Annotated in this window: 22 protein-coding genes; 12 read left to right on the top strand and 10 right to left on the bottom strand. The window is 68.4% G+C overall.

What is annotated here, in order from left to right; translation table 11 throughout:
- Nucleotide 1 precedes the first annotated feature (1 nt).
- The 8 genes from QTI68_RS07445 (at nucleotide 2) to QTI68_RS07410 (ending at nucleotide 7,165) form a co-directional block, all read left to right on the top strand.
- Nucleotides 2-1,279, top strand: a complete 1,278-nt coding sequence (locus tag QTI68_RS07445; RefSeq protein ID WP_286521540.1) for a branched-chain amino acid ABC transporter permease — start codon at nucleotides 2-4, stop codon at nucleotides 1,277-1,279.
- A complete protein-coding gene (locus QTI68_RS07440) occupies nucleotides 1,276-2,031 on the top strand; it encodes an ABC transporter ATP-binding protein (RefSeq protein WP_286520671.1) in 756 nt (251 codons plus the stop codon). The genes QTI68_RS07445 and QTI68_RS07440 overlap by 4 nt, the downstream gene beginning before the upstream one ends.
- Complete coding sequence (locus QTI68_RS07435; RefSeq protein WP_286520670.1) at nucleotides 2,028-2,750, top strand: ABC transporter ATP-binding protein; 723 nt, start codon at nucleotides 2,028-2,030, stop codon at nucleotides 2,748-2,750. The genes QTI68_RS07440 and QTI68_RS07435 overlap by 4 nt, the downstream gene beginning before the upstream one ends.
- 17 nt (nucleotides 2,751-2,767) lie before the next feature.
- On the top strand, nucleotides 2,768-3,709 hold the full coding sequence (gene kce, locus QTI68_RS07430) for a 3,5-dioxohexanoate:acetyl-CoA acetone transferase (protein ID WP_286520669.1): 942 nt from the start codon (nucleotides 2,768-2,770) through the stop codon (nucleotides 3,707-3,709).
- Between the two features lie 23 nt (nucleotides 3,710-3,732).
- On the top strand, nucleotides 3,733-4,713 hold the full coding sequence (locus tag QTI68_RS07425) for an SDR family NAD(P)-dependent oxidoreductase (protein WP_286520668.1): 981 nt from the start codon (nucleotides 3,733-3,735) through the stop codon (nucleotides 4,711-4,713).
- Between the two features lie 222 nt (nucleotides 4,714-4,935).
- Nucleotides 4,936-5,832 (top strand): hypothetical protein, encoded by an 897-nt coding sequence (locus QTI68_RS07420; RefSeq protein WP_286520666.1) that lies wholly within the window; start codon nucleotides 4,936-4,938, stop codon nucleotides 5,830-5,832.
- 44 nt (nucleotides 5,833-5,876) lie between these two features.
- Entirely contained in the window at nucleotides 5,877-6,329 is a 453-nt protein-coding gene (locus QTI68_RS07415) for a hypothetical protein (RefSeq protein WP_286520665.1), read from the top strand.
- 11 nt (nucleotides 6,330-6,340) lie between these two features.
- Nucleotides 6,341-7,165 (top strand): NAD-dependent protein deacetylase, encoded by an 825-nt coding sequence (locus QTI68_RS07410; protein WP_286520663.1) that lies wholly within the window; start codon nucleotides 6,341-6,343, stop codon nucleotides 7,163-7,165.
- A 1-nt stretch (nucleotide 7,166) separates the two neighbouring features.
- Here the strand turns inward: QTI68_RS07410 and QTI68_RS07405 are convergent, their stop codons facing one another.
- The 5 genes from QTI68_RS07405 to QTI68_RS07385 form a co-directional block, all read right to left on the bottom strand.
- Entirely contained in the window at nucleotides 7,167-7,826 is a 660-nt protein-coding gene (locus QTI68_RS07405) for a DUF1488 family protein (protein ID WP_286520662.1), read from the bottom strand.
- Between the two features lie 118 nt (nucleotides 7,827-7,944).
- On the bottom strand, nucleotides 7,945-8,148 hold the full coding sequence (locus QTI68_RS07400) for a hypothetical protein (RefSeq protein WP_286520661.1): 204 nt from the start codon (nucleotides 8,146-8,148) through the stop codon (nucleotides 7,945-7,947).
- A gap of 85 nt (nucleotides 8,149-8,233) precedes the next feature.
- On the bottom strand, nucleotides 8,234-10,702 hold the full coding sequence (locus QTI68_RS07395) for a response regulator (protein ID WP_286520660.1): 2,469 nt from the start codon (nucleotides 10,700-10,702) through the stop codon (nucleotides 8,234-8,236).
- Nucleotides 10,699-12,402: a SpoIIE family protein phosphatase gene (locus QTI68_RS07390; RefSeq protein ID WP_286520659.1), complete on the bottom strand. Its 1,704-nt coding sequence runs from the start codon at nucleotides 12,400-12,402 to the stop codon at nucleotides 10,699-10,701. The genes QTI68_RS07395 and QTI68_RS07390 overlap by 4 nt, the downstream gene beginning before the upstream one ends.
- Nucleotides 12,403-12,460: 58 nt before the next feature.
- The gene (locus tag QTI68_RS07385; RefSeq protein ID WP_286520658.1) at nucleotides 12,461-12,631 is read right to left on the bottom strand and encodes a hypothetical protein; all 171 of its coding nucleotides are present in this window, start codon (nucleotides 12,629-12,631) and stop codon (nucleotides 12,461-12,463) included.
- A 300-nt stretch (nucleotides 12,632-12,931) separates the two neighbouring features.
- On the opposite strand from QTI68_RS07385, the gene QTI68_RS07380 reads away from it, so the two are divergent.
- The 4 genes from QTI68_RS07380 (at nucleotide 12,932) to QTI68_RS07365 (ending at nucleotide 17,231) form a co-directional block, all read left to right on the top strand.
- Nucleotides 12,932-13,234, top strand: a complete 303-nt coding sequence (locus QTI68_RS07380; protein WP_286520657.1) for a helix-turn-helix domain-containing protein — start codon at nucleotides 12,932-12,934, stop codon at nucleotides 13,232-13,234.
- On the top strand, nucleotides 13,234-14,565 hold the full coding sequence (locus tag QTI68_RS07375; protein ID WP_286520656.1) for a HipA domain-containing protein: 1,332 nt from the start codon (nucleotides 13,234-13,236) through the stop codon (nucleotides 14,563-14,565). The genes QTI68_RS07380 and QTI68_RS07375 overlap by 1 nt, the downstream gene beginning before the upstream one ends.
- A 97-nt stretch (nucleotides 14,566-14,662) precedes the next feature.
- On the top strand, nucleotides 14,663-15,535 hold the full coding sequence (locus QTI68_RS07370; protein WP_286520655.1) for a carbonic anhydrase: 873 nt from the start codon (nucleotides 14,663-14,665) through the stop codon (nucleotides 15,533-15,535).
- Between the two features lie 49 nt (nucleotides 15,536-15,584).
- The gene (locus tag QTI68_RS07365; RefSeq protein WP_286520653.1) at nucleotides 15,585-17,231 is read left to right on the top strand and encodes a mechanosensitive ion channel family protein; all 1,647 of its coding nucleotides are present in this window, start codon (nucleotides 15,585-15,587) and stop codon (nucleotides 17,229-17,231) included.
- 15 nt (nucleotides 17,232-17,246) lie between these two features.
- On the opposite strand, the gene fabI is transcribed toward QTI68_RS07365, so the two are convergent.
- The 5 genes from fabI to QTI68_RS07340 form a co-directional block, all read right to left on the bottom strand.
- Nucleotides 17,247-18,026: an enoyl-ACP reductase FabI gene (gene fabI / locus QTI68_RS07360; RefSeq protein ID WP_286520652.1), complete on the bottom strand. Its 780-nt coding sequence runs from the start codon at nucleotides 18,024-18,026 to the stop codon at nucleotides 17,247-17,249.
- Nucleotides 18,027-18,036: 10 nt separating this feature from the next.
- On the bottom strand, nucleotides 18,037-19,218 hold the full coding sequence (locus QTI68_RS07355) for an acetate/propionate family kinase (RefSeq protein ID WP_286520651.1): 1,182 nt from the start codon (nucleotides 19,216-19,218) through the stop codon (nucleotides 18,037-18,039).
- A 61-nt stretch (nucleotides 19,219-19,279) separates the two neighbouring features.
- Complete coding sequence (locus QTI68_RS07350; RefSeq protein WP_286520649.1) at nucleotides 19,280-20,215, bottom strand: phosphate acetyltransferase; 936 nt, start codon at nucleotides 20,213-20,215, stop codon at nucleotides 19,280-19,282.
- 61 nt (nucleotides 20,216-20,276) lie between these two features.
- Nucleotides 20,277-22,493, bottom strand: coding sequence for a TerB family tellurite resistance protein (locus QTI68_RS07345; protein WP_286520648.1), 2,217 nt, complete (start codon nucleotides 22,491-22,493; stop codon nucleotides 20,277-20,279).
- Nucleotides 22,493-23,065: a GNAT family N-acetyltransferase gene (locus tag QTI68_RS07340; RefSeq protein WP_286520647.1), complete on the bottom strand. Its 573-nt coding sequence runs from the start codon at nucleotides 23,063-23,065 to the stop codon at nucleotides 22,493-22,495. Before QTI68_RS07340 ends, QTI68_RS07345 begins: the two co-directional genes overlap by 1 nt.
- Nucleotides 23,066-23,171 lie beyond the last annotated feature (106 nt).

The raw sequence follows: 23,171 nt of genomic DNA, 5'->3' as shown, positions 1-23,171 counted from the left end.
GATGCGTACCCCGCTCCTGCCTGCGCTCGCCGCCGTGGCCGTGCTCGGCGCGCTTCCGGTCCTGCTGCCGGCCGGCCTGCTCAACGCCTCGATCCAGGCGCTGATCGCTGCTCTCTTCGCCTGTGCCTACAGCCTGCTTGCCGGACGCGCCGGCATGCTCTCCTTCGGCCACGCGGCCTATTTCGGCGTCGGCGCCTTCGCCACGGTGCACGCCATGAACGCGCTCGGCGGCACCGGCCTGTTGCCGACGCCCCTGATGCCGCTGGTCGGGGCGCTCGGCGGCCTGGGCTTTGGCCTGATCGCGGGTTGGTTCGCCACCCAGCGCAGCGGCACGGCGTTCGCGATGATCACGCTGGCGATCGCCGAACTGCTGCACGCGCTGGCGCCGCAGCTCAAGGGCTGGTTCGGCGGTGAATCGGGCATCTCGACCATGCGCATGCCGGCCTGGGGTCTGAGCTTCGGTTCGACCACGCAGGTGTACTACCTGACGCTGGCCTGGGTGCTGGTTTCGCTCGCCCTGCTGTACTTCCACACGCGCACGCCGCTGGGCCGACTCACCCTGGCTCTGCGCGAAAACGAGCATCGGCTGCGCTTCCTCGGCTACGACGTGCATGGACTGAGCGTGTCGGCCTTCGCCGTCTCGTCGATGTTCTCCGGCATCGCCGGCGGCCTGCAGGTATTGGGCAACGAGTCGGCCAACTACGTCGTCTTCGACGCCGGCGTGTCGGCGACCGTGGTGCTCAACAGCTATATCGGCGGCGTCGGCAGCTTCCTCGGCCCGGCGCTGGGCGCTGCGCTGATGAGCTTCTTCGGCTACGCGGTGTCCGACACCACGCCGTCCTGGCTGCTCTACCAGGGCGTCCTGTTCGTGCTGGTGATGATGTTCATGCCCGAGGGGCTGACCGGGCTGGCGACCGCGACGCTGCGGCTGCTCGGGCGCCACGGCGTCATGGCGGTACTGCCGCTGGCCTTGAGCGCGGTGGTCGCCGGACTGCTGCTGGCGGGCGGGGCCGTCTTCCTGGTGGAGATGCTGCAGCGGCTCTGCTCACAGGACTATCGCTCGCTCGCGCGCATGAGCGGGACTGCGCCGCCGGTGCAGCTCTTCGGTCGCGCCTGGTCGGCCGCTGCGGTGGGCACCTGGATCGTGCCGGCGGGCCTGCTGGCTGCGGGGGCGCTGATGGCCGGCGTGGCGCAACGCTGCCGTCGCGGGCTGGCGCTCGCGGCTTCGCCCGAAGTCCCGGAGCGCGCGGCAGACCTGAGTGAACGAGCCTTGCCATGAACGATTCCATTCTTTCGCTTCGCGGTCTGCGCAAGTCCTTCGGCGCCACCGAGATCATCCGGGGCGTGGACCTCGAACTTCGCCCCGGCGAGCGGCGCGCGCTGATCGGTCCCAATGGCGCCGGCAAATCGACCCTGTTCCACCTGGTCTCGGGCAACCTCGCTCCAACTTCGGGCGAGGTGATCTTCGACGGCCAGCGCATCACCGGCTGGGCGCCACAGCGCATCAACCGCCTCGGGCTGGCGCGCTCCTTCCAGATCACCAACATCTTCCCCAAGCTCACGGTGTTCGAGAACATCAGGCTGGCGCTGATGCGTCATCACGAGCGGCAATACACCTTCTGGCGCGTCATCGACCGCCTGGCCGGATTGCGCGCGGCCACGGAGACGCTGCTCGAAAAAGTGCGGCTGCAGGCCCAGGCGCAGACGCTGGCTGGCGAGATGTCCTACTCCGAGCAGCGCTCGCTGGAGCTGGCGATGACGCTGGCGTCCGACCCCAAGGCGATCCTGCTGGACGAGCCCATGGCCGGCATGTCCAGCGAAGAGACCCACTACACGATGGAACTGATCCGCGAAGTGACGGCCGGGCGCGCCCTGCTGATCGTGGAGCACGACATGGACGTCGTGTTCGCCCTGGCCGACCGGATCAGCGTCCTGGTCTACGGCGAGGTCGTTGCCACCGGCACGCCGGATCAGATCCGCAACCACCAGGGCGTGCGCGAAGCCTACCTGGGCGAAGAGGTCGCGGCATGAATGCACCGACCCCTGCGCTCCTGCGCGTCGACGACCTGCAGGCCCACTATGGCAAGAGCCATATCCTGCGCGGCGTCAGCTTCGGGCTCGCGCGCGGCGAGGTGCTGAGCCTGCTCGGGCGCAACGGCTCTGGCCGCTCGACCGCGCTCAAGGCCATCATGGGCCTGGTGCCGCCAAGTTCGGGCCGCGTGTGGCTCGAAGGCCGGGAACTGGCCGGCGCCAAGCCACATGCGATCTGCCGATCCGGCCTGGCCTATGTGCCGGAAGAGCGCGAGGTGTTCGCCAACCTCACGGTGGACGAGAACCTTCGAATGGGCGAGCAGACGCCGGTGCAGGGTGCTCGGCGCTGGACGGTGCCGCAGATGTTCGAGTACTTCCCCCGTCTGAAGGAGCGCCGGAACACGAAGGCCGGCAGCCTCTCGGGCGGCGAGCAGCAGATGCTCACCATCTGCCGTTCGCTGCTCGGCAACCCGCTGGCCATCCTGATCGACGAGCCGACCGAAGGCCTTGCGCCCAAGATCGTGGCGCAGGTGGGCGAGTGCATCCAGGACATGCGGCGCCAGGGCGTGTCGGTGGTGCTCGTCGAACAAAAGCTGGCGATTGCGCTGAAGGTGTCGTCGAGGGTGTGCGTCATGGGGCACGGCCGCATCGTCTTCGAGGGCTCGCCCGCACAGTTGGAGGCCGACCGGGGACTGCTGTCCCAGTGGTTGGCGGTTTGATGAACAGGAGCAAATCAATGGCCCAAGGCCAAGAGAAAGTCATCATCACCTGCGCCGTCACAGGCTCGGTGCACACGCCGACGATGTCGCCCTACCTGGCGCTGACGCCGGAGCAGATCGCCACCCAGGCGATCGAGGCCGCCGAGGCCGGCGCGGCAATCCTTCATCTGCATGCGCGCGACCCTCTGGACGGCCGTCCGACTGCCGATCCGCGCGTGTTCGACCAGTTCGTGCCCCGGATCAAGGCCAGCACCGATGCCGTCATCAACATCACCACCGGTGGCAGCACACGGATGACGCTGGAGGAGCGCCTGGCCTATCCGCTGCAGGAGAAGCCCGAGATGTGCTCGCTCAACATGGGCTCGATGAACTTCTCGGTGCATCCGCTGGCGCGCAAGTACAGCCAGTGGCAGCACGATTGGGAGAAGCCTTACGTGGAGGGCATGGAAGACCTGATCTTCCGCAACACCTTCCGCGACATCAAGCACATTCTCCAGGTGCTGGGCAAGGAGTGCGGCACGCGCTTCGAGTTCGAGTGCTACGACCTGGGCCACCTCTACAGCCTCGCGCATTTCGTCGACGAAGGCCTGATCGAGGGGCCGCTGTTCATCCAGGGCGTCCTGGGCATCCTGGGCGGACTCGGCGCCGACCCCGAGAACCTGGTCACGCTCAAGAGCACCGCCGACCGCCTGTTCGGGCGAGGCGGCTACCGCTTCTCGGTGCTCGGAGCGGGTAGGCACCAGATGCCGCTGCTGACCATGGGCGCGGTGCTCGGCGGCAACGTGCGTGTGGGGCTGGAAGACAGCCTGTACCTGGGAAAGGGTCAGCTTGCACGGAATTGCGCCGAGCAGGTACGCAAGATTCGACGCATCCTGGACGAGTTGTCGCTCGAAGTGGCGACGCCGGAAGAAGCCCGCGCCATGCTGGGCGTCAAGGGCCGCGCCGCGGCGGCATCCTGAACACTGAAGTTGGAGAAGACGTGATGAAGAAACTCTTGTCGGGCCGGGTGGCCATCGTCACCGGCGGGGGAGGCGGACTGGGCCGTACCCATGCGCTCGAGCTGTCGCGCCACGGTGCGCGCGTCGTGGTCAACGACCTGGCCCACGAGCGCAACGCCGCGGCGGCGAGTGCGGTCGTGGACGAAATCCTTCGGGCAGGCGGCGATGCCATCGCGCTCACGGGCGACGTGACGCGCCCCGACGAGATGGAGGCCATGGCGGCGCATGCCGTCGAGCGGTGGGGACGCATCGACATACTCGTCAACAACGCCGGCATCCTGCGAGACCGCACCTTTTCCAAGATGTCGCTCGAGGACTTTCGCCTGGTGATGGACGTGCACGTGATGGGCGCCGTGCACTGCACCAAGGCGGTGTGGGCGCGGATGCAGGAGCAGCAGTACGGCCGCATCGTGATGACGACTTCGTCCTCCGGCTTGTACGGCAACTTCGGCCAGTCCAACTATGGCGCGGCCAAGATGGCGCTGGTGGGCCTGATGCAGACCCTGGCCCTGGAAGGCGAGCGCCGCAACATCCGCGTGAACTGCCTGGCGCCCAGCGCCGCCACCGCCATGACCGAGGCCATCCTGCCGCCCGAGGCACTGGCGCGCCTGACGCCCGAGGAGGTGAGCCCGGGGCTGGTGGCCCTGGTGGGCGATGATGCACCGACGCGCATGATCCTGTTGGCCGGGGCGGGCAGTTTCGAGTGCGCGCACATCACGATGACCCAGGGCGTGCACTTGGCCGACCGAGCGCGCGCCGGAGAGGCGCTGTGCGACCAGTTGCAGGCAGTCAGCTCGCGCGCGGGGGAGGTGGTGCCGGCGACGGGCTGGCAACAGTACGAGCTCGAAGTGGCAAAGGCCTCGGCGACCCAGGGTCGATCCGCCGGGGCCGTGGCGTCCGAAGTTTCTGCACACTTCGTCGCGTCCGGTGAAGGTCGACTTTCCGGCGCTACGCGAAGTTTCTGACCTTCCCCGCGACGAACTCGTCCCTGGCGAAGCCAGCTTGGCGGCCTTCGGACTCATCTGCTGGATCTTCCCGTAGCATTCGCTCCAGAGCATGGTGAGAGTTCTCCGCTTGCCGGCTGGAGCCATTGACGTGCCCGATGGCGTCCCTCGGGGACGCTGCGATCAGGCAGCACGGCGGCAACATTTGCGGCAAGTATCGCCATGCCACTGGAGGCCCGTGGGATGCCCATTGAAGCGCAAAGGGAAGAAGGTGTGTTCGTGCGTGGCGAGCGCCGATTGAGCGTGTCGGCGTACATCGGCCTGGTCGCTTCCTGCCAGTCTGCCCTGAACCTCGGGATGGCTCGTCTCAGCCCGGCGAGCCAGGTGGCGATCTGGAGTTCCCTGCAGCCCGATGCGCTCCTGCCCTCCAGTGGGAGACGCACGTTGTGGGCGTTGCGGCGAGGCGTATTGGACGACCTGGCGCCCCTGGCCCAGAGCATGCTGCCAGCCGAACGGCAGTGGGTCCCCACGAAAGACGAGCAACTGGCCTTTCGCGCCGTGCTCGAGGCCCTCGCGACCGGCCGGCAGACGCAAGGCGAGATCAGCGGTTTCTGCAACCTGATCCATGCCTGGCCGACGGTGTTGGGCGTGTCGGAGTACCTCAAGGGAGAACTGGCGGCCGCTGTCCGCCTGGCGACGCTGGAGATCGTGGACAACGACCAGCCGAGGCAGGTGCGATTGCCCAGCTGGGGCCTGGTCGGCGCGTTGCTGGACCCGGTCCGTGCCGCCGGGCTCCGGTCGGAGGTCGGCATCGGCGCATTCACGGCGGCGCTCGCATCGCTGCTGGGGCCGGCGAGCGCGGTGCTCACCGAGGTCCATGCGCACCTGCTGGTTCGTCTTTACGGGGCCACGCGAGCAGGCCGCAAGGCCTCGGCGCCGGAAATCGCGCTGCGCACCCTGTCGCTGGTCACGAAGAAAGGCGTGTCCCTGTCGCAGCAGCTGGCCGAGAGGCTGCCGCAGGTTGTGCAGGAACTGGAGAGCCTCGGGCTGATCCAGCGAACCGAGACGCAACAGATTCGCTGGGTATCGCTCACCCTCGTCCATCTCCCGCCGGGCCAGGGCGCCGCGCAGTCGACATGACGGCGTCACTACACTCTTCGGTGTGCCCCACGAAACGCAACGCCATGTCCCTGTCCGACCAGCTTCATATTCCCGCGCCGAACCCGGACGGCAGCTTTGCCGCGCCGGCGCCTCCGCCGGCCGATAGCGCCGCCGACGCGCTGCGCGACGCGCAGGCGCGGCACGCCGCGCTGGCCGAGCAGCTCGACGCGGTCAACGAGCTGCTGGCCAAGCCGCTCAACGAGATTCTGGCGGACCGCGAGCGCTTCAAGGAATCGGCCGCCGCGTGGGACGCCTTCGGCGCCATGTGGATGCTGTCGCAGCGCGCGATGAAACGCGTGGCGGTCGACCTCGCTGCGCAGCTCGGCGTGAGCGAGGACGAGGTGGTGGCCCGCGCGCTGGTGCACGCCAACGAGGTGCTCAACGGCGACGGCGTCGATCTGGGCGGCCTGGTTGCCGAGGCGCAGCTCGCGCACATCGCCCGGCACAAGGCGTTGCTGCGCAAGCAGTTCCGCTGAGCGCGGCGGCCATGGATGACATCGCTTCGCTCGCCGACTTCGCCGCGCGCCACCGCCGCCTCTTCGTGCTGACCGGCGCCGGCTGCAGCACCGACTCGGGCATTCCCGACTACCGCGATGCCAACGGCGACTGGAAGCGGCCGTCGCCGGTGACTTTCCAGGCGTTCACCGGCGACGAACTCACGCGCCGCCGCTACTGGGCGCGCAGCCTCGTCGGCTGGCCGACCATGGCGACAGCCCGGCCCGGCGCCTCGCACCGCGCGCTGGCCCGGCTCGAGGCCTCGGGCCGCGTGGGACTGCTGCTGACGCAGAACGTCGACGGCCTGCACGATGCCGCCGGCAGCCGCCAGACCATCGACCTGCACGGCCGCATCGACACCGTGCGCTGCCTCGGCTGCGAGACGCGCACGCCGCGTGCCCGATTGCAGCAGGCGCTGCGTGCGCGCAACCCCGCGTGGGCCGCACTGGAAGCCGGCGCTGCGCCCGACGGCGATGCGGATGTCGAGGGCCGGGATTTCGCCAGCTTCGACGTGCCGGCCTGTTCGCTCTGCGGCGGCATGCTCAAGCCCGACGTGGTGTTCTTCGGCGAGAGCGTGCCCCGCGAGCGCGTGCAAGCCGCCTACGCGGCGCTGAGCGAAGCCGATGCCGTGCTGGTCGCCGGCTCGTCGCTGATGGTGTATTCGGGTTTCCGGTTCGTGCAGGCGGCCGTGGCCGCGGGCAAGCCGGTGGTGGCGGTCAACCTCGGACGCACGCGTGCCGACGATCTGTTGGCGCTCAAGGTCACGCAGCCGGTGGGCGACGCATTGACCGCCCTGGCCGAGCAGCTGGCGGCATGACTCAGAAATCGGAAGACCGGACGATGATCGGTTCACGGCGCGTGGCGTCATAGCGCGACCAGGCGGCCACGTTGATCGCCACGTAGTTTTCCTCGTACGCACTCACCGCGCGGCTGGCGCCATCCGAGGCATGCACGTAGGCCCCGAAATGGGCCGCGAGCGCATCGTCGGTGATCAGGGCGTCGATCTCGCGGCCTTGCACCGGGAGTGCGAAGGCCACGCCATTGCCGACCCAGCGCGCGCCGCGCGAGCCGCCGATGCGATGGCCGCTGGCATCGATGCCCTGACGGGGTTCCAACGGCGCCCGCGCGGTTTCGACGGTTTCCTCGACGGGTTCTGGCTGCGGATCTTCAATGACTTCGGCCGACGCGAAGTCCCGGTCCAGATACATCATTTCGTAGTTGCAGATCTGGATCACGTCCCGGTCCAGCAACGGCCGCAGCGCCACGTCGTCGCCGTTGACCAGGGTCCCGTTGGTGCTGTGAAGATCGTGCAGGGTGACGAAATTCCCGAGTCGCGTGAGGACCGCGTGGGTCTTGCTGACGGTGGTGCTCGGGAGCACCAGGTGGTTGCTCATGCTGCGACCGATCCTGAACTCGCCTTCGAGCAGCCGCACATTGCGCAGCGCCACACCGTTCTTCGTCACGATCAGAGTCGGCATCGCTCGGGCTCCCTTCTTGGCGATGGTATTTCGTCACGGGCGTGGCCGCCCACGGTCGACACAAGACGAGAGCAATGAGACGAACTGATACAGCAGGCCGCGCCAGGCCGCGGCTGCGTCAATAGCGATACGGGTTGTCCGGACGGCGGTCGTAGCGGTCCGGGACGCCGTCGCGGTCGTAGTCACGCCGCCCGCCAGCGTGGGGTGGTGGCGGGGCAGGGCGACTGTAGTACGTGCCGGGCGGCGGACCGGCGTCATAGGGAACGGCGACGCAGCCGGTGAGTGCGGCGCCGGCCAGCAGCAAGGGAATGAGTGTTTTCATGCACTCAAGTTGCTCCGAACCGCCGCCTGTGACCACCGGCGCATCCACCCGTGTCCAGGTAGGTGCATGCCGCGTGATGCGCCCCTCAGGCTGCTTCCCTGCGTCCCGCGAAATAATCGACCAGGCGGTTCTGTTCCTGCTCGAACGCCGGCATGCCGGCGAGCACCGCCTTCCAGTCCCCGTTGCGGCTGGCACGGTCGATGGTCTCGCAGGCCGCTGCGAACGCGAGCGCACCGACCATCTTGCCGGCGCCCGCCATGCGATGGGCGAACTGGGTGGCCTGGGCGGCGTCGTCGGCCGCCACCGCCTGCCGGAGTCCTGCCGAGTCGTCCTCGCAGGTTCGCCGGAACGTCGCCAGAACCTCTTCCACCATCGATCCGTCGCCGCCGCATTTCGCCGCCAGCAGCGCCTCGTCGATCGGGCCGGCCGCGGGCGCGATGGCCGGGCCTGCGCCACCGGGCGCGGCGGGCGTCGGCGGCGCCAGGGGAAGCGGCAGCCATCGGTCCAGCTTTTCGGTCAGCCGCGCCAGTTCGACCGGCTTGACCAGGAAGTCGTCCATGCCGGCGGCGAGGCAGGCCTCGGCTTCCCCCTGGAGCGCGTTCGCGGTGCAGGCGACGATCGGCACGCGACTGCCGCCCCCCGATCCGGCTTCCTCGCTGCGGATGGCGCGCGCCAGTTCGTAGCCATCCATGTGGGGCATGTGGCAGTCGGTGATGACGAGGCCATAGCGGCCCGCCTGCCACATCTTCAGTGCCTGGACGCCGTCGTCGGCGGTCTGGGCGGCATAGCCCAGCGTTCGCACCTGGCGCAGGAGCAGCATGCGGTTGACGGGATGGTCGTCCACCAGCAGCACCAGCGTGCCCTCGGCCGCTGCCTGCGCCGCGGCGGGTGCCGCGCGCCGCATGGCGATGGCCGTCGAAAGCGCACGCACGCTCCCGGCGCTCTCCGGGAGGGCGTCGGCCACGGGCAGCGACAGCTCCAGGGCGATCGTCGTGCCGCTTCCCGGCCGGCTGTCCAGGCTGATCGAGCCACCCATCAGCTGCGCCAGCTGGCGGGAAATCACCAGCCCCAGTCCGGTGCCGCCGGGCCGCCGCCGCGCCTGCTCGCCGACCGCCTGGCTGAACGGCTGGAACAGGCGCTGCTGGTCCTCGGGCGAGATGCCGATGCCGGTGTCCTTCACCTCGAAGCGCAGGCGCTCCATCCCTTCCGATCGGCCCAGCCATTGCACGTTGATGTCGATCCAGCCCTCGGAGGTGAACTTGATCGCGTTGCTGACGAAGTTGTTGAGGATCTGGCGCAGCCGCACCGGGTCGACCGTCAGCGCCGGACTGACGCGCGGATCGACCATCCGGCGGACGATCAGGCATTTGCTGCTGGCATTGCCCAGGTAGATGCTCTGCACCTCCTCGACCAGGCGCTTGATCGACGCCACTTCGGGCCGGATCTCCAGCTTGCCGGCCTCGATCTTCGAGAAATCGAGGATGTCGTCGATGATGCGCAGCAGCGACCGGCTCGATTCGCGCACCAGCCCCAGCGTCTCGCGCTGCTCGGGGTCCAGCTCGGTCAGGCCGAGCAGTTCCAGCATCCCCAGCATGCCGTGCATGGGCGTCCTGATCTCGTGGCTCATGGTCGCCAGGAAGGTGCTCTTGGCGCGGGTGGCGGCCTCCACCTCGGCGCTGCGCTGCGCCAGAGCCGCGTTCAGCCGCTCGATTTCGCGCTCCCGCTTCTTCCGTTCCGTCACATCTTCCGCAATGGTCAGCAGGTAGCGCGGCTGGCCGGCCTCGTCGAGGATCGGGATCTTCTTCGCGTGGAGCACGCGCACGCTGCCATCGTTCGCATGCAGCGTCTCCTCGGGGATGTCCACTTCACGGCCGAGCGCCAGCGCTTCCTTGTCCTTGGCCGTGAAGAAGGCTGCCTCTGTCTTGGAACTGACGAAGTCGTCCACCGTCTTGCCCAGCAGCTCCTGCTGGCTGAGCCCCGTCAATTCCTCCATGCGGCGGTTGACGCGCACGAGCTTCAGGTCGGCCGCGTCCTTGACCATGACCTGGTAGGGAATGTGGTGGATCACCGAGTTGAGGAACGCGTTGGCCGTTTCCAGTTCGGCCGTGCGCAGGTGCACGCGCGCCTCCAGCTCGGCGTTCAAGGCCCGCAGCTCGTCTTCGGCCCGACGCAGCGTCGCCTTCTGCCGCTGTTCGGCGAGTGCTCGACGCACCGAGTAGAACAGCCGCCGCACCCGCTCCTTGAAGACGTAGTCCGTGGCGCCCGCCTTCATGCATTCGACCGCCTCCTCCTCGCTGATCAGGCGGGTCGACAGCACGATCAGGAGCGCTTCCGGCTGCTGCTGGCGCACCGCGTGCAGCATCTCCAGGCCGCCGGCTTCGTAGTCGGACAGGACCAGGTCGAAGGCTTGCCGATGCAGGGCGCGGACGAAGTCCTCCCGGGTCTGCACCCAGACGATGTCGCAGACCAGGCCCTCGTCCTGCAGCGTGCCGCGGATGCGCTGCGCGTCGGCCGGGTCGTCCTCCAGTTGCAGCACGCGAATGGCGGCGGTCATCGCGCTGCGTCCTGCTCGCCGCGCAGCGACTCGACGACCTCCTTGAACTCCTCGCGGTTGCGTTCGCTCAGCGCGGAGAGGGCCTCGTGTGCCTGCAGGATCCGCTGCTGCACGGCGGCACGAACGTCTCCTGTTCCGAGCGCGTAGAGAGGGGGCGCGGCGGGACCGGGCTCGCGGATCGCGGCCAGCACCTGCGCCATGCTCAGTTCCTCGAACAGGGCGCGCACGGCGGGCGTCACCTCCGCCAGTACCACGCCGCCCCGGGCGACCAGTTCGTGGACCGTGCCGAGGCAGGTGCTGTCCATGTACTCGCAGCCGGAGAGGTCGAGGACCAGCGGGCGTCCGCCGTCCAGCACGACGAGGGCGGTTTCATGGAAGGCATCGCAATGCAGCCAGGTGGCCCGGCCGCGCAGCGCGAGGTGCGCGGCATGGTCGGATTCGCCGTAGAACACCACCTCGCTCTCCGGGCGAGGCGCGCGGGACGCCGTCGCCTCGGGCAGCCCGGCGCCGTTGTCGAACCAGGAGGCGCCTGCATGCGCGTCGATCAGCAGGATCGTCACGTCGTCCCGTTCCGCTCCCGCCGGCGCGCCGGCGTGAAGCCGGGTGATGACCTCCTGCGCGCTGGCGACCGGGCTGGCGAGTACCTGCTGCAGCAGGTCCAGGTCGCGTTCCGACCCGGAGGGCAGGAGCCCGTCGGTATAGAGCAGGATCCGGTCGCCCGCCAGCAGTTGGAGACGCTCCTGCAGGAAATGCGCGTCCGGTGCCAGCCCGAGCGCGGGCCCGGTGCGGCGGACCAGGCGCGCCGGCTGGCCGTCGCGGGCGTGCAGCACCGGCGGATGGCCTGCCGATGCCAGCGTGAGGCTCGCGTCCGAGGTGTCCAGCAGGCCGAAGACGGCCGTCAGGAACAGCCCCGGCGCGGCATGCGCCTCGCAGATCGAGCGGTTCACCGCGGCCAGCACGTCCGCCGGCGGCAGCGCGAGGCCGGTCGCCGGGTCCACCAGCACCAGCCGCTGCTTGAACAGCACCGACAGCATCGCCGAGGTCACGCCGTGGCCGGTGGCGTCGGCCAGGTAGAAGGCGAGGTGCCGCTCGCCCAGCCGGACCACGTCGTAGAGGTCGCCGCCCACGTGCTGCCCCGGGCGATACAGCGCCTGGATGCAATAGCCCTCCATCGGGGGCGGGCTGCGCGGCAGCAGGGCGCGCTGAATCACTTCCGCCCGCTCGAGGTCGCGGCGCAGCACTTCGGAGGTCTCCTCGAGCTCGCGGACCTTGCGCTGCAGTTCCCGGTGCAGACGCTCGCGTTCGGCCAGCAGTTGCCGCCGTTCGAGCGCGTTGCGCACCGCCACCCCCATTTCCTCGGCGCGCGGCGACTTCGGCAGGAAGTCGAACGCTCCCAGCCGGATGGCGGCCACCGCCGAGTCGAAGGTCTCCAGCCCCGACAGGACGATCCACATGGCGTCCGGCACCGCCTGGCGTCCCCACCGCAGCAGTTCCAGGCCGTCCATCCGCGGCATCATGATGTCGGTCAGCACCAGGGCGATCTCGGGGTGCGCGCGAAGGACCGCCTGGGCGGCGATGCCGTCGACCGCCTCCAGGACCGGGGCGCAGCCGAGGCTTTCGAGGGCGCGCTTCACCAGCAGGCGAGTCACCGGCTCGTCATCCACCACCATCGCGACGGGAGGGGCAGCATCGAGGTTCATCAGGTCCGCCAGCGTTGCTGTGCAGACAGGGGATTCTCCGAGCCGGCGGGCGGGTTGTCTAGAAGCGGCCCGTTGCCCTTCGGATGACCGTCTTGTCCTTGGCCGGCGGCTTGGCGCCCGCGGGCGCTGCTGCCGACCGCGGCGCGCGCTTGGCGGGCTTGCGCCGGCCCTTGAGCGACTCGATCAGCGACAGGGCTTCCTTGTCGAACTTCGCTTTGTCGTCGGGCATGACGGCCCTTGGTTGTTGAGATTCTCTCTAGGGAAATCTCGTCGTTTTCCGGAAAACGAGGATGTTGATATTTTTGACTATTGTTGAGAGGTTGAGCAAGTTCCCGGCTGGTCAGCAGCCCTTGGCTTTGGCTTGGTTTATGTAGCTTTGGCCTGCCTTATGTGCTGCATCGCGCAGTATTGTTTCGCCATACCGAAACAACCCGCCTTCCTCGTCGCAATGGCGCTTTATTCCGTAATAACGAAACTAAAGGAGCGTTTGTGGTTTTCGAGGGTATAGTTTCGGCAAACCCGAAACAATATGGCCCGCACACTTCCCGAATTCCAGAAAAACCTGAGTCCAGCAGCCGCAACGCTCGAGCAGCTCGGGAAACTCGTGCGAAATCGACGCGCCCAGTCTCGCCTGCGCATCGACGACGCGGCGTCCCTCAGCGGCGTCTCCAGTGACGTGCTTTCGCGTTTGGAGAACGGCAAGCCGGTGACCGCGGACAAGCTCATCCTTGTGCTGGAGAGCTTGGGCCTGCGCATCCTCGTTGTGCCCAAGACGGAAATTCCTGCCATCGAAGCGGTGCTTGACCAGAGCGCTCCGAGCGAGGGCCGGTGATGGACGGGTACATCCTCGACGTGTACGCAGGCGGCGTGCGGGTCGGCACGCTGGGGCATGACCAAGCTCAGGATACCTTCCAGTTCACCTACGACGCTGCATGGCGCGCGTTGCCAGGCCGGTACCCACTCTCGCCACATCTGCCGTTGGAGGGCGGCGCGGCGCCGCACGCCATTCGCCGTTTTCTGGAGAACCTGCTCCCTGAAGGTGAGGCTCTGGTTGTGGCGGCCAATGATGCCCGCGTGGCGCGCAACAACGTCTTCGGGCTTATTCGCCACCTCGGGCATGAGACCGCTGGGGCGCTGAGCTTCGTGGCCGCCGGCCAGGTGCCGGCTGAGCAGGAGCCGCTGCGCCGGCAGCTGCCGTTCGAAGAGCTGCAGGCACGTATCGACAACCGCGCGAACGAGCCCTTCAACCGGTGGGACGGCAAAGTGCGCATGTCCATCGCGGGGCACCAGGACAAGCTTCTGGTGGCCATCGACGATGGAGAACTGTTCCTCGTCGACGGGGCACTGTCGTCCACGCACATCCTCAAGCCAGAGCCGGCGCGCGAGGCGGCGCCTTGCATGGTGGCCAACGAGCATTTCTGCATGCAGCTGGCCAACCGCATCAGCATGCGGCGCTGGAAAGCGCCTTGCGCCGCGCAGGTGAACATCCTGCGGGTGCCGTCGCCGGTGTTGAGCATCGAGCGATTCGACCGGCGCAGGACGCCGGGCGGCGTCGAGCGGCTGCACATCATCGATGGGTGCCAGGCGCTCGACTTGTCGGTGAGTGCGAAGTACGAGCGCAACGTGGGGGAACAACCGGACGTTCGGCACATTCGCGATGGGGCCAGTTTCGAAAAGCTCGGCACGCTCAGGCCCGGGTTCGTCCAGCCGGCGCTCGCGATGCAGCGGCTGGTGCTTTGGGCCGTGACAACCCTGCTCTTCGGCAACAGCGATTCGCACGGCAAGAACATCTCTTTCTTTGCAGACCGAACAGGGCTCACGCCGACACCGCTGTATGACCTGGTGAGCGTCGTTCAGTACGAGGCGTTCCATCACGACCTGGCGATGGCATTCGGGGACGAATTCGAACTGGATGCCGTGCTGTCTTTCGCACTCGCCGACTTCTGCGTGCGCATGAGCGTTGATCGCAAGTACTTTGCACGCGAGCTGACCCGACTCTGCGAGTTCGCGCTTCAAGAGGCGCCGGCGCAGGCGGCGAACCCCGCGTATACGGGAGAGGAAGTCGCCTTCGTTCAGAAGCTTGCCCGGTTTGTGGACACGCGAGCGCGGGCCTTGTTGGCCATGGCGCGCGACATCCCGAAATTCGCTGCGGACAGCTTCTAGGGACGGTCGAGACTGCGCCGCGGTGTGCACGGGGCAGGCCCCCCGCCTAGAATCGAAGCCCGCCCGGCCGCCATGTTCGTTCGCCAAGGGAGACGCGATGAGGCAAGTCGAGATCACCTACCGGTACGACGCCGACAGCACGGTCTCGCGGCCGCGGCCGTCGGATGCGGACGAGGCATGCCGACGCCTCGACGAGGGCAACCAGGCCTTCGCCACGCTGTTCGACAGCCTGGTGTCGGGAAGCGGCATGGCGCGACGGGTCATCGCTGTCGATTCGCGCGACCTCGGCATCCTGCCCGGCGACCATGGGCCGCCCAAGCAGCGCCCTTACGCGGCGGTGCTCGGCTGCTCCGACGCCCGCGTGCCGATCGAACTGATCTTCAACGAAGGGCCGAACGATCTCTTCGTCGTCCGGGTCGCGGGCAACGGCCTGGGCGGCGAAGTGCTGGGCAGCCTGCGATACGCCGCCGACAACCTGGGCGACAGCCTCAAGCTCGTCGTGGTGCTGGGCCACAGCGGCTGCGGCGCCGTGTCTGCGGCCGTCGACGCCTTCCTCCAGCCGGCGACCTACATCTCGCTGGCCCCGGACCATTCCCTGCGCGCGATCCTCGATCGCCTGCTGATCGTCGTCCACGCGTCGGCGACCCGGGTCCAGGCGATCCTCGGACCGGAGGTCACCCGCTGTCCGGGCTACCGCGATGCGCTCATCGAGGCCTCGGTCGTGCTGAACGCCGCGCTGACCGCCTACACGGTCCAGAAGGAACTCGGCGGCGTCGGGCAGGGCGACCTGCAGGCGACCTATGGCGTCTACCTCCTGTCGACCCGGCAGATCTGGGCCCCGCGCGGCGGCAGCGCCGAATGCGCCGGCCTCGCCCGCTGCCCCGTCGATCTGGCAGACTTTGCCGCCCTGGCCGATGCCGTGGCTCGATCGGATCGATTCACGAAGCTTCTCGAGGAGGGTCCGGCTTGAGCCGCCGGGCCGGCCCGGGCCGGCACCTTGGCGTGCGAGAGGAAAGACCATGGGACGCATGAGCGGGATGTTGGCGAGCGCGCTGCTGGGCACTCTGTTCGCGCTGGGCGCTGCCGGCGCGGCGGCGGCGGACACGGCAGCCACGGCCCACCCGCCGACCTCCGGCGCGGTCGTGGCCGATCAGGTCGACGAGCCCGCCACCCTGCGCATCCTGAATCGCGAAGTGCTGACGATGCGCGCACGCCTCGCCGGCTTGACCCCGCAGGCGCGCGTGCAGCGCGCCCGCGAGCGGATCGGGGCGCTGCCGGACGAGGCCGTGGACCTGCCGTTGAACCAGATCCAGTTCAACCTCGGCGAGGTGCACGGCGTGCAGTTCCTGCTCGGCGATCTGCCGCTCTTCTCGGTGCTTGAAGGCGACGCCGACATCGAAACCAAGCAGGGCTTCGATGCGCTGGTGCTGCAGACGCGGGCGCGGCTGGAGGAGATCCGCACCGCCTGGCGCCAGGCCCGCAGCAAGCCGCTGCTGCTGCAAGGCCTGCTGAGCACGCTGGTGGCCACCCTGGCGCTCGGCGCCCTGATCTGGATCGTCTATCGGGTCAGCGCCAAGGCGGTCGAATGGATGGAAAAAAAGCGCGACGTGCTGGCCGCACGCTTTCCCTACGTCGACTGGCGCGAGTTCCTGGCCCGGCTCGCCGTCGGGATTCTGCAGATCGTGCAGTGGGTCGTCCTGCTCGCCATCGGCTACTTCTATGTGTACTACGTGCTCGACAGCTTCGTCGCCACCGAGCCGATCGCCAAGAGCCTGGGCAACTGGCTCCTGGGCAAGGTCGAATGGCTGGCCGAAGGCTCGCTGGAAAGCCTGCCCGGCCTGGTCACCGTCTTCATCGTGCTGATGCTGACGCGCGCCGCGGTCGACGTGCTCGGCTACTTCTTCGATGCGCTGCAGAAGGGCCGGCTGCGCCTGCCGATGGTCCACTCGGAGACCGTGCCCGCCACCCGCCGGATCTTCACCCTGCTGACCTGGGCGCTGGGTGTCGCCATCGCCTACCCCTTTCTCCCGGGCTCGAGCAGCGATGTGTTCAAGGGACTCTCCGTGCTGTTCGGCCTGATGGTCACGCTCGGCTCGTCCGGGCTCGTCACCCAGGCCATGAGCGGCCTGGTCGTCGTCTATTCGCGCTCGCTGCACAAGGGCGACTTCGTCGACATCAACGGCGTGCAGGGCGTGGTGACCGAGGTGGCCTCCCTGGCGACCAAGATCGTCAACGTGCGCAACGAGGAGATCACGATTCCGAACTCGGTCCTGATCGCGAATCCGATCCACAACTATTCGAAGCTCGCAGGCAGCCAGGGCACCTTGCTCACCACCCGGGTCACGATCGGCTACGACGCGCCCTGGCGCCAGGTCCACGAACTCCTGCTCGGCGCCGCGAAGAAGACCGCCGGCGTGCGCGCCACGCCCGTCCCCTACGTCTACCAGCGCGCGCTGTCGGACTTCTATGTCGAGTACGAACTCTTCGTCAGCATCGACAACCCGCTGGAGCGCGTTCCGATCCTGTCGGTGCTGCATGCGAGCATCCAGGACGAGTTCAATGCCTACGGGGTGCAGATCATGTCGCCGCATTTCCTCGGCCAGCCGGACCGGGCCGTCGTGGTCGACAAGGACCAGTGGTATGCGGCGCCCGCGCGCCAGCCCTGAGCGCGGCGCGCGGACTCAGCCCATGATGTTCACGCCGCCGTCCACGAACAGCGTCTGTCCCGTCAGCCTGCGCGCATACGGCGTCGCCAGGTAGGCACAGGCGAAGCCCACGTCGTCGATGTCGACCAGCTCGCCCACCGGCGCCCGGCTCGCGGCCTCGTTCAGCAGCAGGTCGAAATCCTTCAGGCCCGAGGCGGCGCGCGTCTTGAGCGGGCCGGGCGACACCGGGTGCACACGGATGCCCTTGGGGCCGAGCTCGTACGCCAGGTAGCGGCACACGGCCTCCAGCGCGGCCTTCACCGGCCCCATCACGTTGTAGTTGGGCACCACCTTCTGCGCGCCGAGGTAGCTCATGGCGATCATGGTGCCGCCCTCGGTCATCAGCGGCGTCGCCAGCCGCGCCATGCGAACGAGGGAGTGGCAGGAGACATCCATCGCGCGCTGGAAGCCCTCGGCCGAGCAGTCGAGCAGGCCGCCCTGGAGGTCTTCCTTGGGTGCGAAGGCGATCGAATGCACCAGGATGTCGAGCCGGCCCCACTGGTTGGCGATGGCGTCGAACACGGCTTCGAGCTGCCCGGGCTGCTCGACGTCGAGCGGCATGAAGATGGGCGCATCGAGCGCCTTCGCGAGGGGCTCGACGTGCGGCCGCGCCTTCTCGTTCAGGTAGGTGATCGCCAGTTCGGCGCCGAGACTGCGAAAGGCATTGGCGCAGCCGTAGGCGATGGAGTACTCGTTGGCGACCCCCACCACCAGCGCCTTCATGCCGGCGAGGACGGGGCTGTGCGGTGGCGGCATGGGTGGATCCTCAGGCGAGAAGATCGCGCGTGTGGCGGGCGATCATCAGTTCTTCGTTGGTCGGGATCACCCAGGCGCCAGTGCGGCTGTCCGGCGTGCTGATGCGGGGGCCGCCCCTGGCATTCGCCTCGGGGTCGAGCGTGACGCCCAGCCAGGCGGCCTGGGCGCAGATGCGCTCGCGCACGGCGGTGGCGCGCTCGCCGATCCCGGCGGTGAAGACGATGGCGTCGAGCCCGCCGAGGGCGGCGGCCAGCGAGCCGAGTTCGCGGCCGATGCGGTAGACGAAGAGGTCGACCGCCACCCGGGCCTGCGGCTGGTCGGACGCCAGCAGTTCGCGCATGTCGCTCGACACGCCCGAGACGCCGAGCAGGCCCGACTCGCTGTAGATCAGCTTCTCGACGGCGCGGGTGTCCATGCCGTGCTCGTCCATCAGGTAGAGGATCACGCCGGGGTCGAGCGCGCCGCTGCGCGTGCCCATCGGCAGCCCGTCGACGGCGGTGAAGCCCATGGTGCTGGCGACGCTGCGGCCGGCGTCGAGGGCGCACATGCTGGCGCCGTTGCCGAGGTGCAGCACCACGGTCTTGCCGCGCGCGGCGCGTTCGTCGAAGCGCGGCAGCACCGAGGCGATGTATTCGTAGGAAAGGCCGTGGAAGCCGTAGCGCCGCACGCCGGCATCGGAAAGCGCCTTCGGCAGCGCGAACATCTGCGCCAGCGGCGGGTTGGAGCGGTGCATGGCCGTGTCGAAGCAGGCCACCTGCGGCAGGCCGGGCGCCTGCTGCAGCAGGGCCCGGATCGGCGCCAGGTTGTGGGGCTGGTGCAGCGGCGCGAGCGGGATCAGCTTTTCGAGACGGGTCACGATGTCGCCGTCGACCCGTACCGGCGCGGCGAAGTCCATGCCGCCGTGCACGACGCGGTGGCCGACCGCACTCAGGTGGTGTTCGTGGCCGTAGGTGGCGCGCAGCCATTCGACGATGTGCGCGATCGCGCCGTGGTGGTCGAGCCGGGCCTCGGCGTCCCAGCGCTTCTCGGCGATCGCGTTGCCGCCGCTGTCCTTCGCCACGAAACGCGGCGCCGCGGTGTAGAGGCCCGAGACCTGGCCGCCGACGACGAAGGGCAGGTCGTCCGCGCCCGCGAACACCGAGAACTTCAGGCTCGACGAGCCGGCGTTGAGGACGACGATCGCGTCGGTCATGAGGCAACCTCCGTGCTGCGCACTGCGGTGCGAGCCCCCTTCGGAGCGGCCGGGCGGGGGCTCATTGAATCGCCTTCGCCGCGCTCTCGCGCCGGGCGTGCGCGACCATCACGGCGACCGCGCAGGAGGCCAGCCGCGCGGTCACCGAGTCGGCCCGGCTGGTGAGGATGATCGGCACCTTCGCCCCCAGCACGATGCCGGCGGAATCGGCCTGCGCCAGGAAGCTGAGGCTCTTGGCGAGCATGTTGCCGGCTTCGAGGTTGGGCACGATCAGCACGTTCGCGCGGCCGGCCACCGGCGAGACGATCTTCTTGATGCCGGCGGCTGCCATGTCGATGGCGTTGTCGAGCGCCAGTGGTCCGTCGAGGATGGCGCCGGTGATCTGGCCCCGGTCGGCCATCTTGCACAGCGCCGCGGCCTCGACGGTCGACGGCACCTTCGGATTGACCGTCTCCATCGCCGACAGGATCGCGACCCGCACCTCGGGCTGGCGCAGCGCGTGCGCCAGGTCGATCGCGTTCTGCACGATGTCGACCTTCTCCTCCAGCGTGGGCGAGATGTTCACGGCCGCGTCGGAGATGATCAGCGCGTCCTCGTGCCCGGGCACGTCCATCACGAAGCAATGGCTGATGCGGCGCGCGGTGCGCAGGCCGGTGTCCTTGCGCACCACGGCGGCCATCAGTTCGTCGGTGTGCAGGCTGCCTTTCATCAGCGCCTCGGCCTGGCCGCACTGCACCAGTTCGACCGCCTTGGCGGCGGCGGCATGGCTGTGCGGCGCATCGACGATCTCGAAGCCGCCCAGGTCCTGGCCGCACTCCCTGGCCGCCGCTTCGATCTTGGCCCGGGGGCCGACCAGGATCGGCCGGATCAGGCCCAGCCGCGCCGCGTCCAGGGCGGCGGACAGCGAACTGGCGTCGCACGGATGCGCCACCGCGGTGGGGATGGTGTCGAGCGCCTTCGCGACCTCGATCAGCCGGTCGTACTTCTCGTGACTCATTCGGTAACCTCCGTGCTTCGCACTGCGGTGCGAGCCCCCTTCGGAACGGCCGGGCGGGGGCTCATGCCGCTCTCCTCGGGCGCACCGGCGTATCCAGGGACAGCACGCTGGCCAGCCGGCGGAAGCGCTCCTCCTGGTGCGCCGACAGCTTGCCGCGCGCGCCCGCCACCTTGCGCGCAGCCTCGACGCCCTTGCGGCGAAGGTGCATCTCGGGCACCAGCGCCGGCAGCGCGGCGATGGCGCGTTCCTCGTCGAGCGCGAGGACGAAGGCCTGCCGCTTGATCGCCGCCTTGACGGCGGCCAGCGCGGGCCGGTGCTCGGGATCCATCTCGTCGATCATGCGGCGCATCAGGTTGTAGGGACGTTCGTCGACCACGTTTTCCTCGCGGCGCACGTACAGCAACATCCGTGCCCATGCATCGAGCACCGAGCCGGATTCGAACTGCGATTCGATCTCCTGCCGCTTGAGGCGTTTCAGTTCGTCCTGCTCCCAGGTGGCCGAGGGCGGCCCGCGCCGGCCCAGCGCGTCGGCGCCCAGGCCGACGGCCGCGGCGAGCCAGGGGGCCTCGTAGATGGCCTTGAACATGCGCTCCGACATCGCATCCTTGGCATCGCGCACGCGGTCGAGCGATCGCTCGATGCCGCCGGACATCTCGCGCTCCGCCTTGGTGAAGGGGTTGTCGGGCGCGGCCGCGCGCCGATTCGCGCGCACGTTCTCGGCCATGGCCTGGACCCAGAACATCCAGGGGTTGAGGTTGGAGAAGCCCCAGCGCTCCATGCGCGACGGATTGGTGGCCCGCGACAGCTCGGCGCTCGCCTCGCTGCTCATGGCCTTGACCAGTGGCGAGGCAAAGGTGTCGTAGAGCCCCTGGTTGATCTGCGCCACGCGGTCGACCACCTCGAAGGCTTTCTCGTCCTCGCGGCCGTCGTCGAAGGCCAGGATGTCCTCGATGGTGCGCGGCACGAACTGGATCAGGTAGCGCCCTTCCAGGTAGGCCAGGCCGGGCATGTCGGGCTGGGTGTCCTGGATCACGGCCTCGTAGAGGCCGGGCGGCAGGGTCTCGATGAGGTCGAGCGCGCTCGCCAGTTCCGAGGTTTCGCGCTTCGCCACGCCGGCCGAGACGAAGATGCCGAGGTGGCCGATCTTCTCGTGCAGGCAGTAGACGATGGTCTGCTCGTTGAGCCGGATCTCGTCCACGCTCGCATAGGCGTCCGGGATCCAGTTCAGCGCCTGCTGCGGCGGCGTGATGTTGTCGCCCCAGGAGGCGAACACCACGATCGGCGTGCGGATGTTGCGGATGTCCACGCGGTGCTTGCCGTCGAAGGATTCGACCTCCCCGGCCGAGAGCTTGTTGCCGACGAAGAGGTTCTTCGTGATCCACTCCATCTCTTCCTTGTTCATGAGGAAGAGGCCGCCCCACCACTTCTCGAACTCGAGGAAGCGTTCGCGCTCGGTGTCCACCTGCGCGTAGAGGTTGTAGAGCTTGCTCCAGTAGGTGTTGGCGGGATTGAGGCTCTCGAAGTTGTTGACCAGGTAGGCGCCGTCGAACTTGCCGTGCCCGAGGTCGCCGGCCAGCGAGGCCAGCCAGGTGCCGCCGAGCAGGCCGCCCGAATAGCGCATCGGGTTCTTGCCCTCGACGCCGGCCCAGTAGGAGACCGGCGACCCGGCCAGCAGCAGCGGGCCCACATGCTGCGGCGCCAGCGCGGCGAGCATGACGAGCGCCCAGCCGCCCTGGCAGTTGCCGATGACGAAGGGCTTGCCGTCGGCGTCGGGATGCAGCTCGTTGACCTTCTTCATGAAGGCGATCTCGGCGGCGCAGACCGACTCGATGGTCTGGCCCGGCATCGGGTACGGAAAGAACATCACGAAATAGCAGGGATGGCCGTGCTGGAGCGCGATGCCGATTTCGCTGTCCATCTTGAAGCCGCCGATGCCCGGGCCGTGGCCGGCGCGCGGGTCGATCACCACGAAGGGCCGCTTCTTCGCGTCGGTCTTGGCATGGCTGGCATCGGGCTTGATGCGCACCAGCGCGTAGTTCGCGGGCTTCGGGAAATCGCGCGCGTCGAGCACCGTGTCGTAGTCGAACACCAGCACCGGCGGCTTGCCGGACTTGGTGTGCTCGAGGTATTGGTTGCCGCGCTCGCGCAGCACGTCCATGGTGAGGATGCTGCGCTGCCAGGCATCGATGCCGTATTCGGCGGCGGCCTGCGCGGCCTGCATCGGCCACAGCGGGGAGGAAGGGAAAGAGGCGGAAGGGGGAGAGGCTTTGTTGGCCATCAATGCACTCCTGGTGGCGAAGCCCGATCGTCCTCGCCCTTTGTTTCAGATTCGTGGCGGCAATCCATGCGCACCAGCGTCACGCCGCCGTCGCGCGCCAGCGTGATCGGCAGCCCGCTGCGCCTGAAAACGGCCAGCATCGGCGCGTTGTCCGCCAGCACTTCGGCCTTCAGCGTGTGCAGCCGCGCCGCCTTGGCGATCAACGCCAGGTGGCGCATCAGCAGCGTGCCGATGCCGAGTCCGTGGTGCGGGTCGTCGACCGCGAAAGCCATCTCCGCGCAGCCCGGCGCCGAGACGATGTAGCGGCCGCCGCCGGCGATCACCGGTTCGCCGTTCTCCTCCAGTTCGGCGACGAGCGCAACGTGGCTGACGAAATCCACGTTGATGTAGTAGTCGATCTCGGTGTCGGTGAAGTGGTGCTTGGGCGAGAAGAAGCGGCGGTAGAGCGAGGCGTCGCCGATGCGGTCCACCGCCGCGAGCATCGACTCGCGGTCCGCCGGCTTCAGCGCGCGGATGCGAACGGGTCGGCCATCGCGCAGGGTTTCTAACGCAAGGTACTCGGCTGCATTCATGAGTCGGTAGGCTGGGATTCGCGCTGCGGCGGGCTGTCGCCGGGCAGGTTCGGGTGGCTTGAGCTTGCGCCTGCGCCGCGCGGCGTGTGAATCCAACCAAAGTAGG

The sequence above is a fragment of the Variovorax sp. J31P207 genome, from assembly GCF_030316965.1.
Taxonomy (GTDB): Bacteria; Pseudomonadota; Gammaproteobacteria; order Burkholderiales; family Burkholderiaceae_C; genus Variovorax; species Variovorax ginsengisoli_B.
This window is presented reverse-complemented; position numbering and strand designations above follow the sequence as displayed.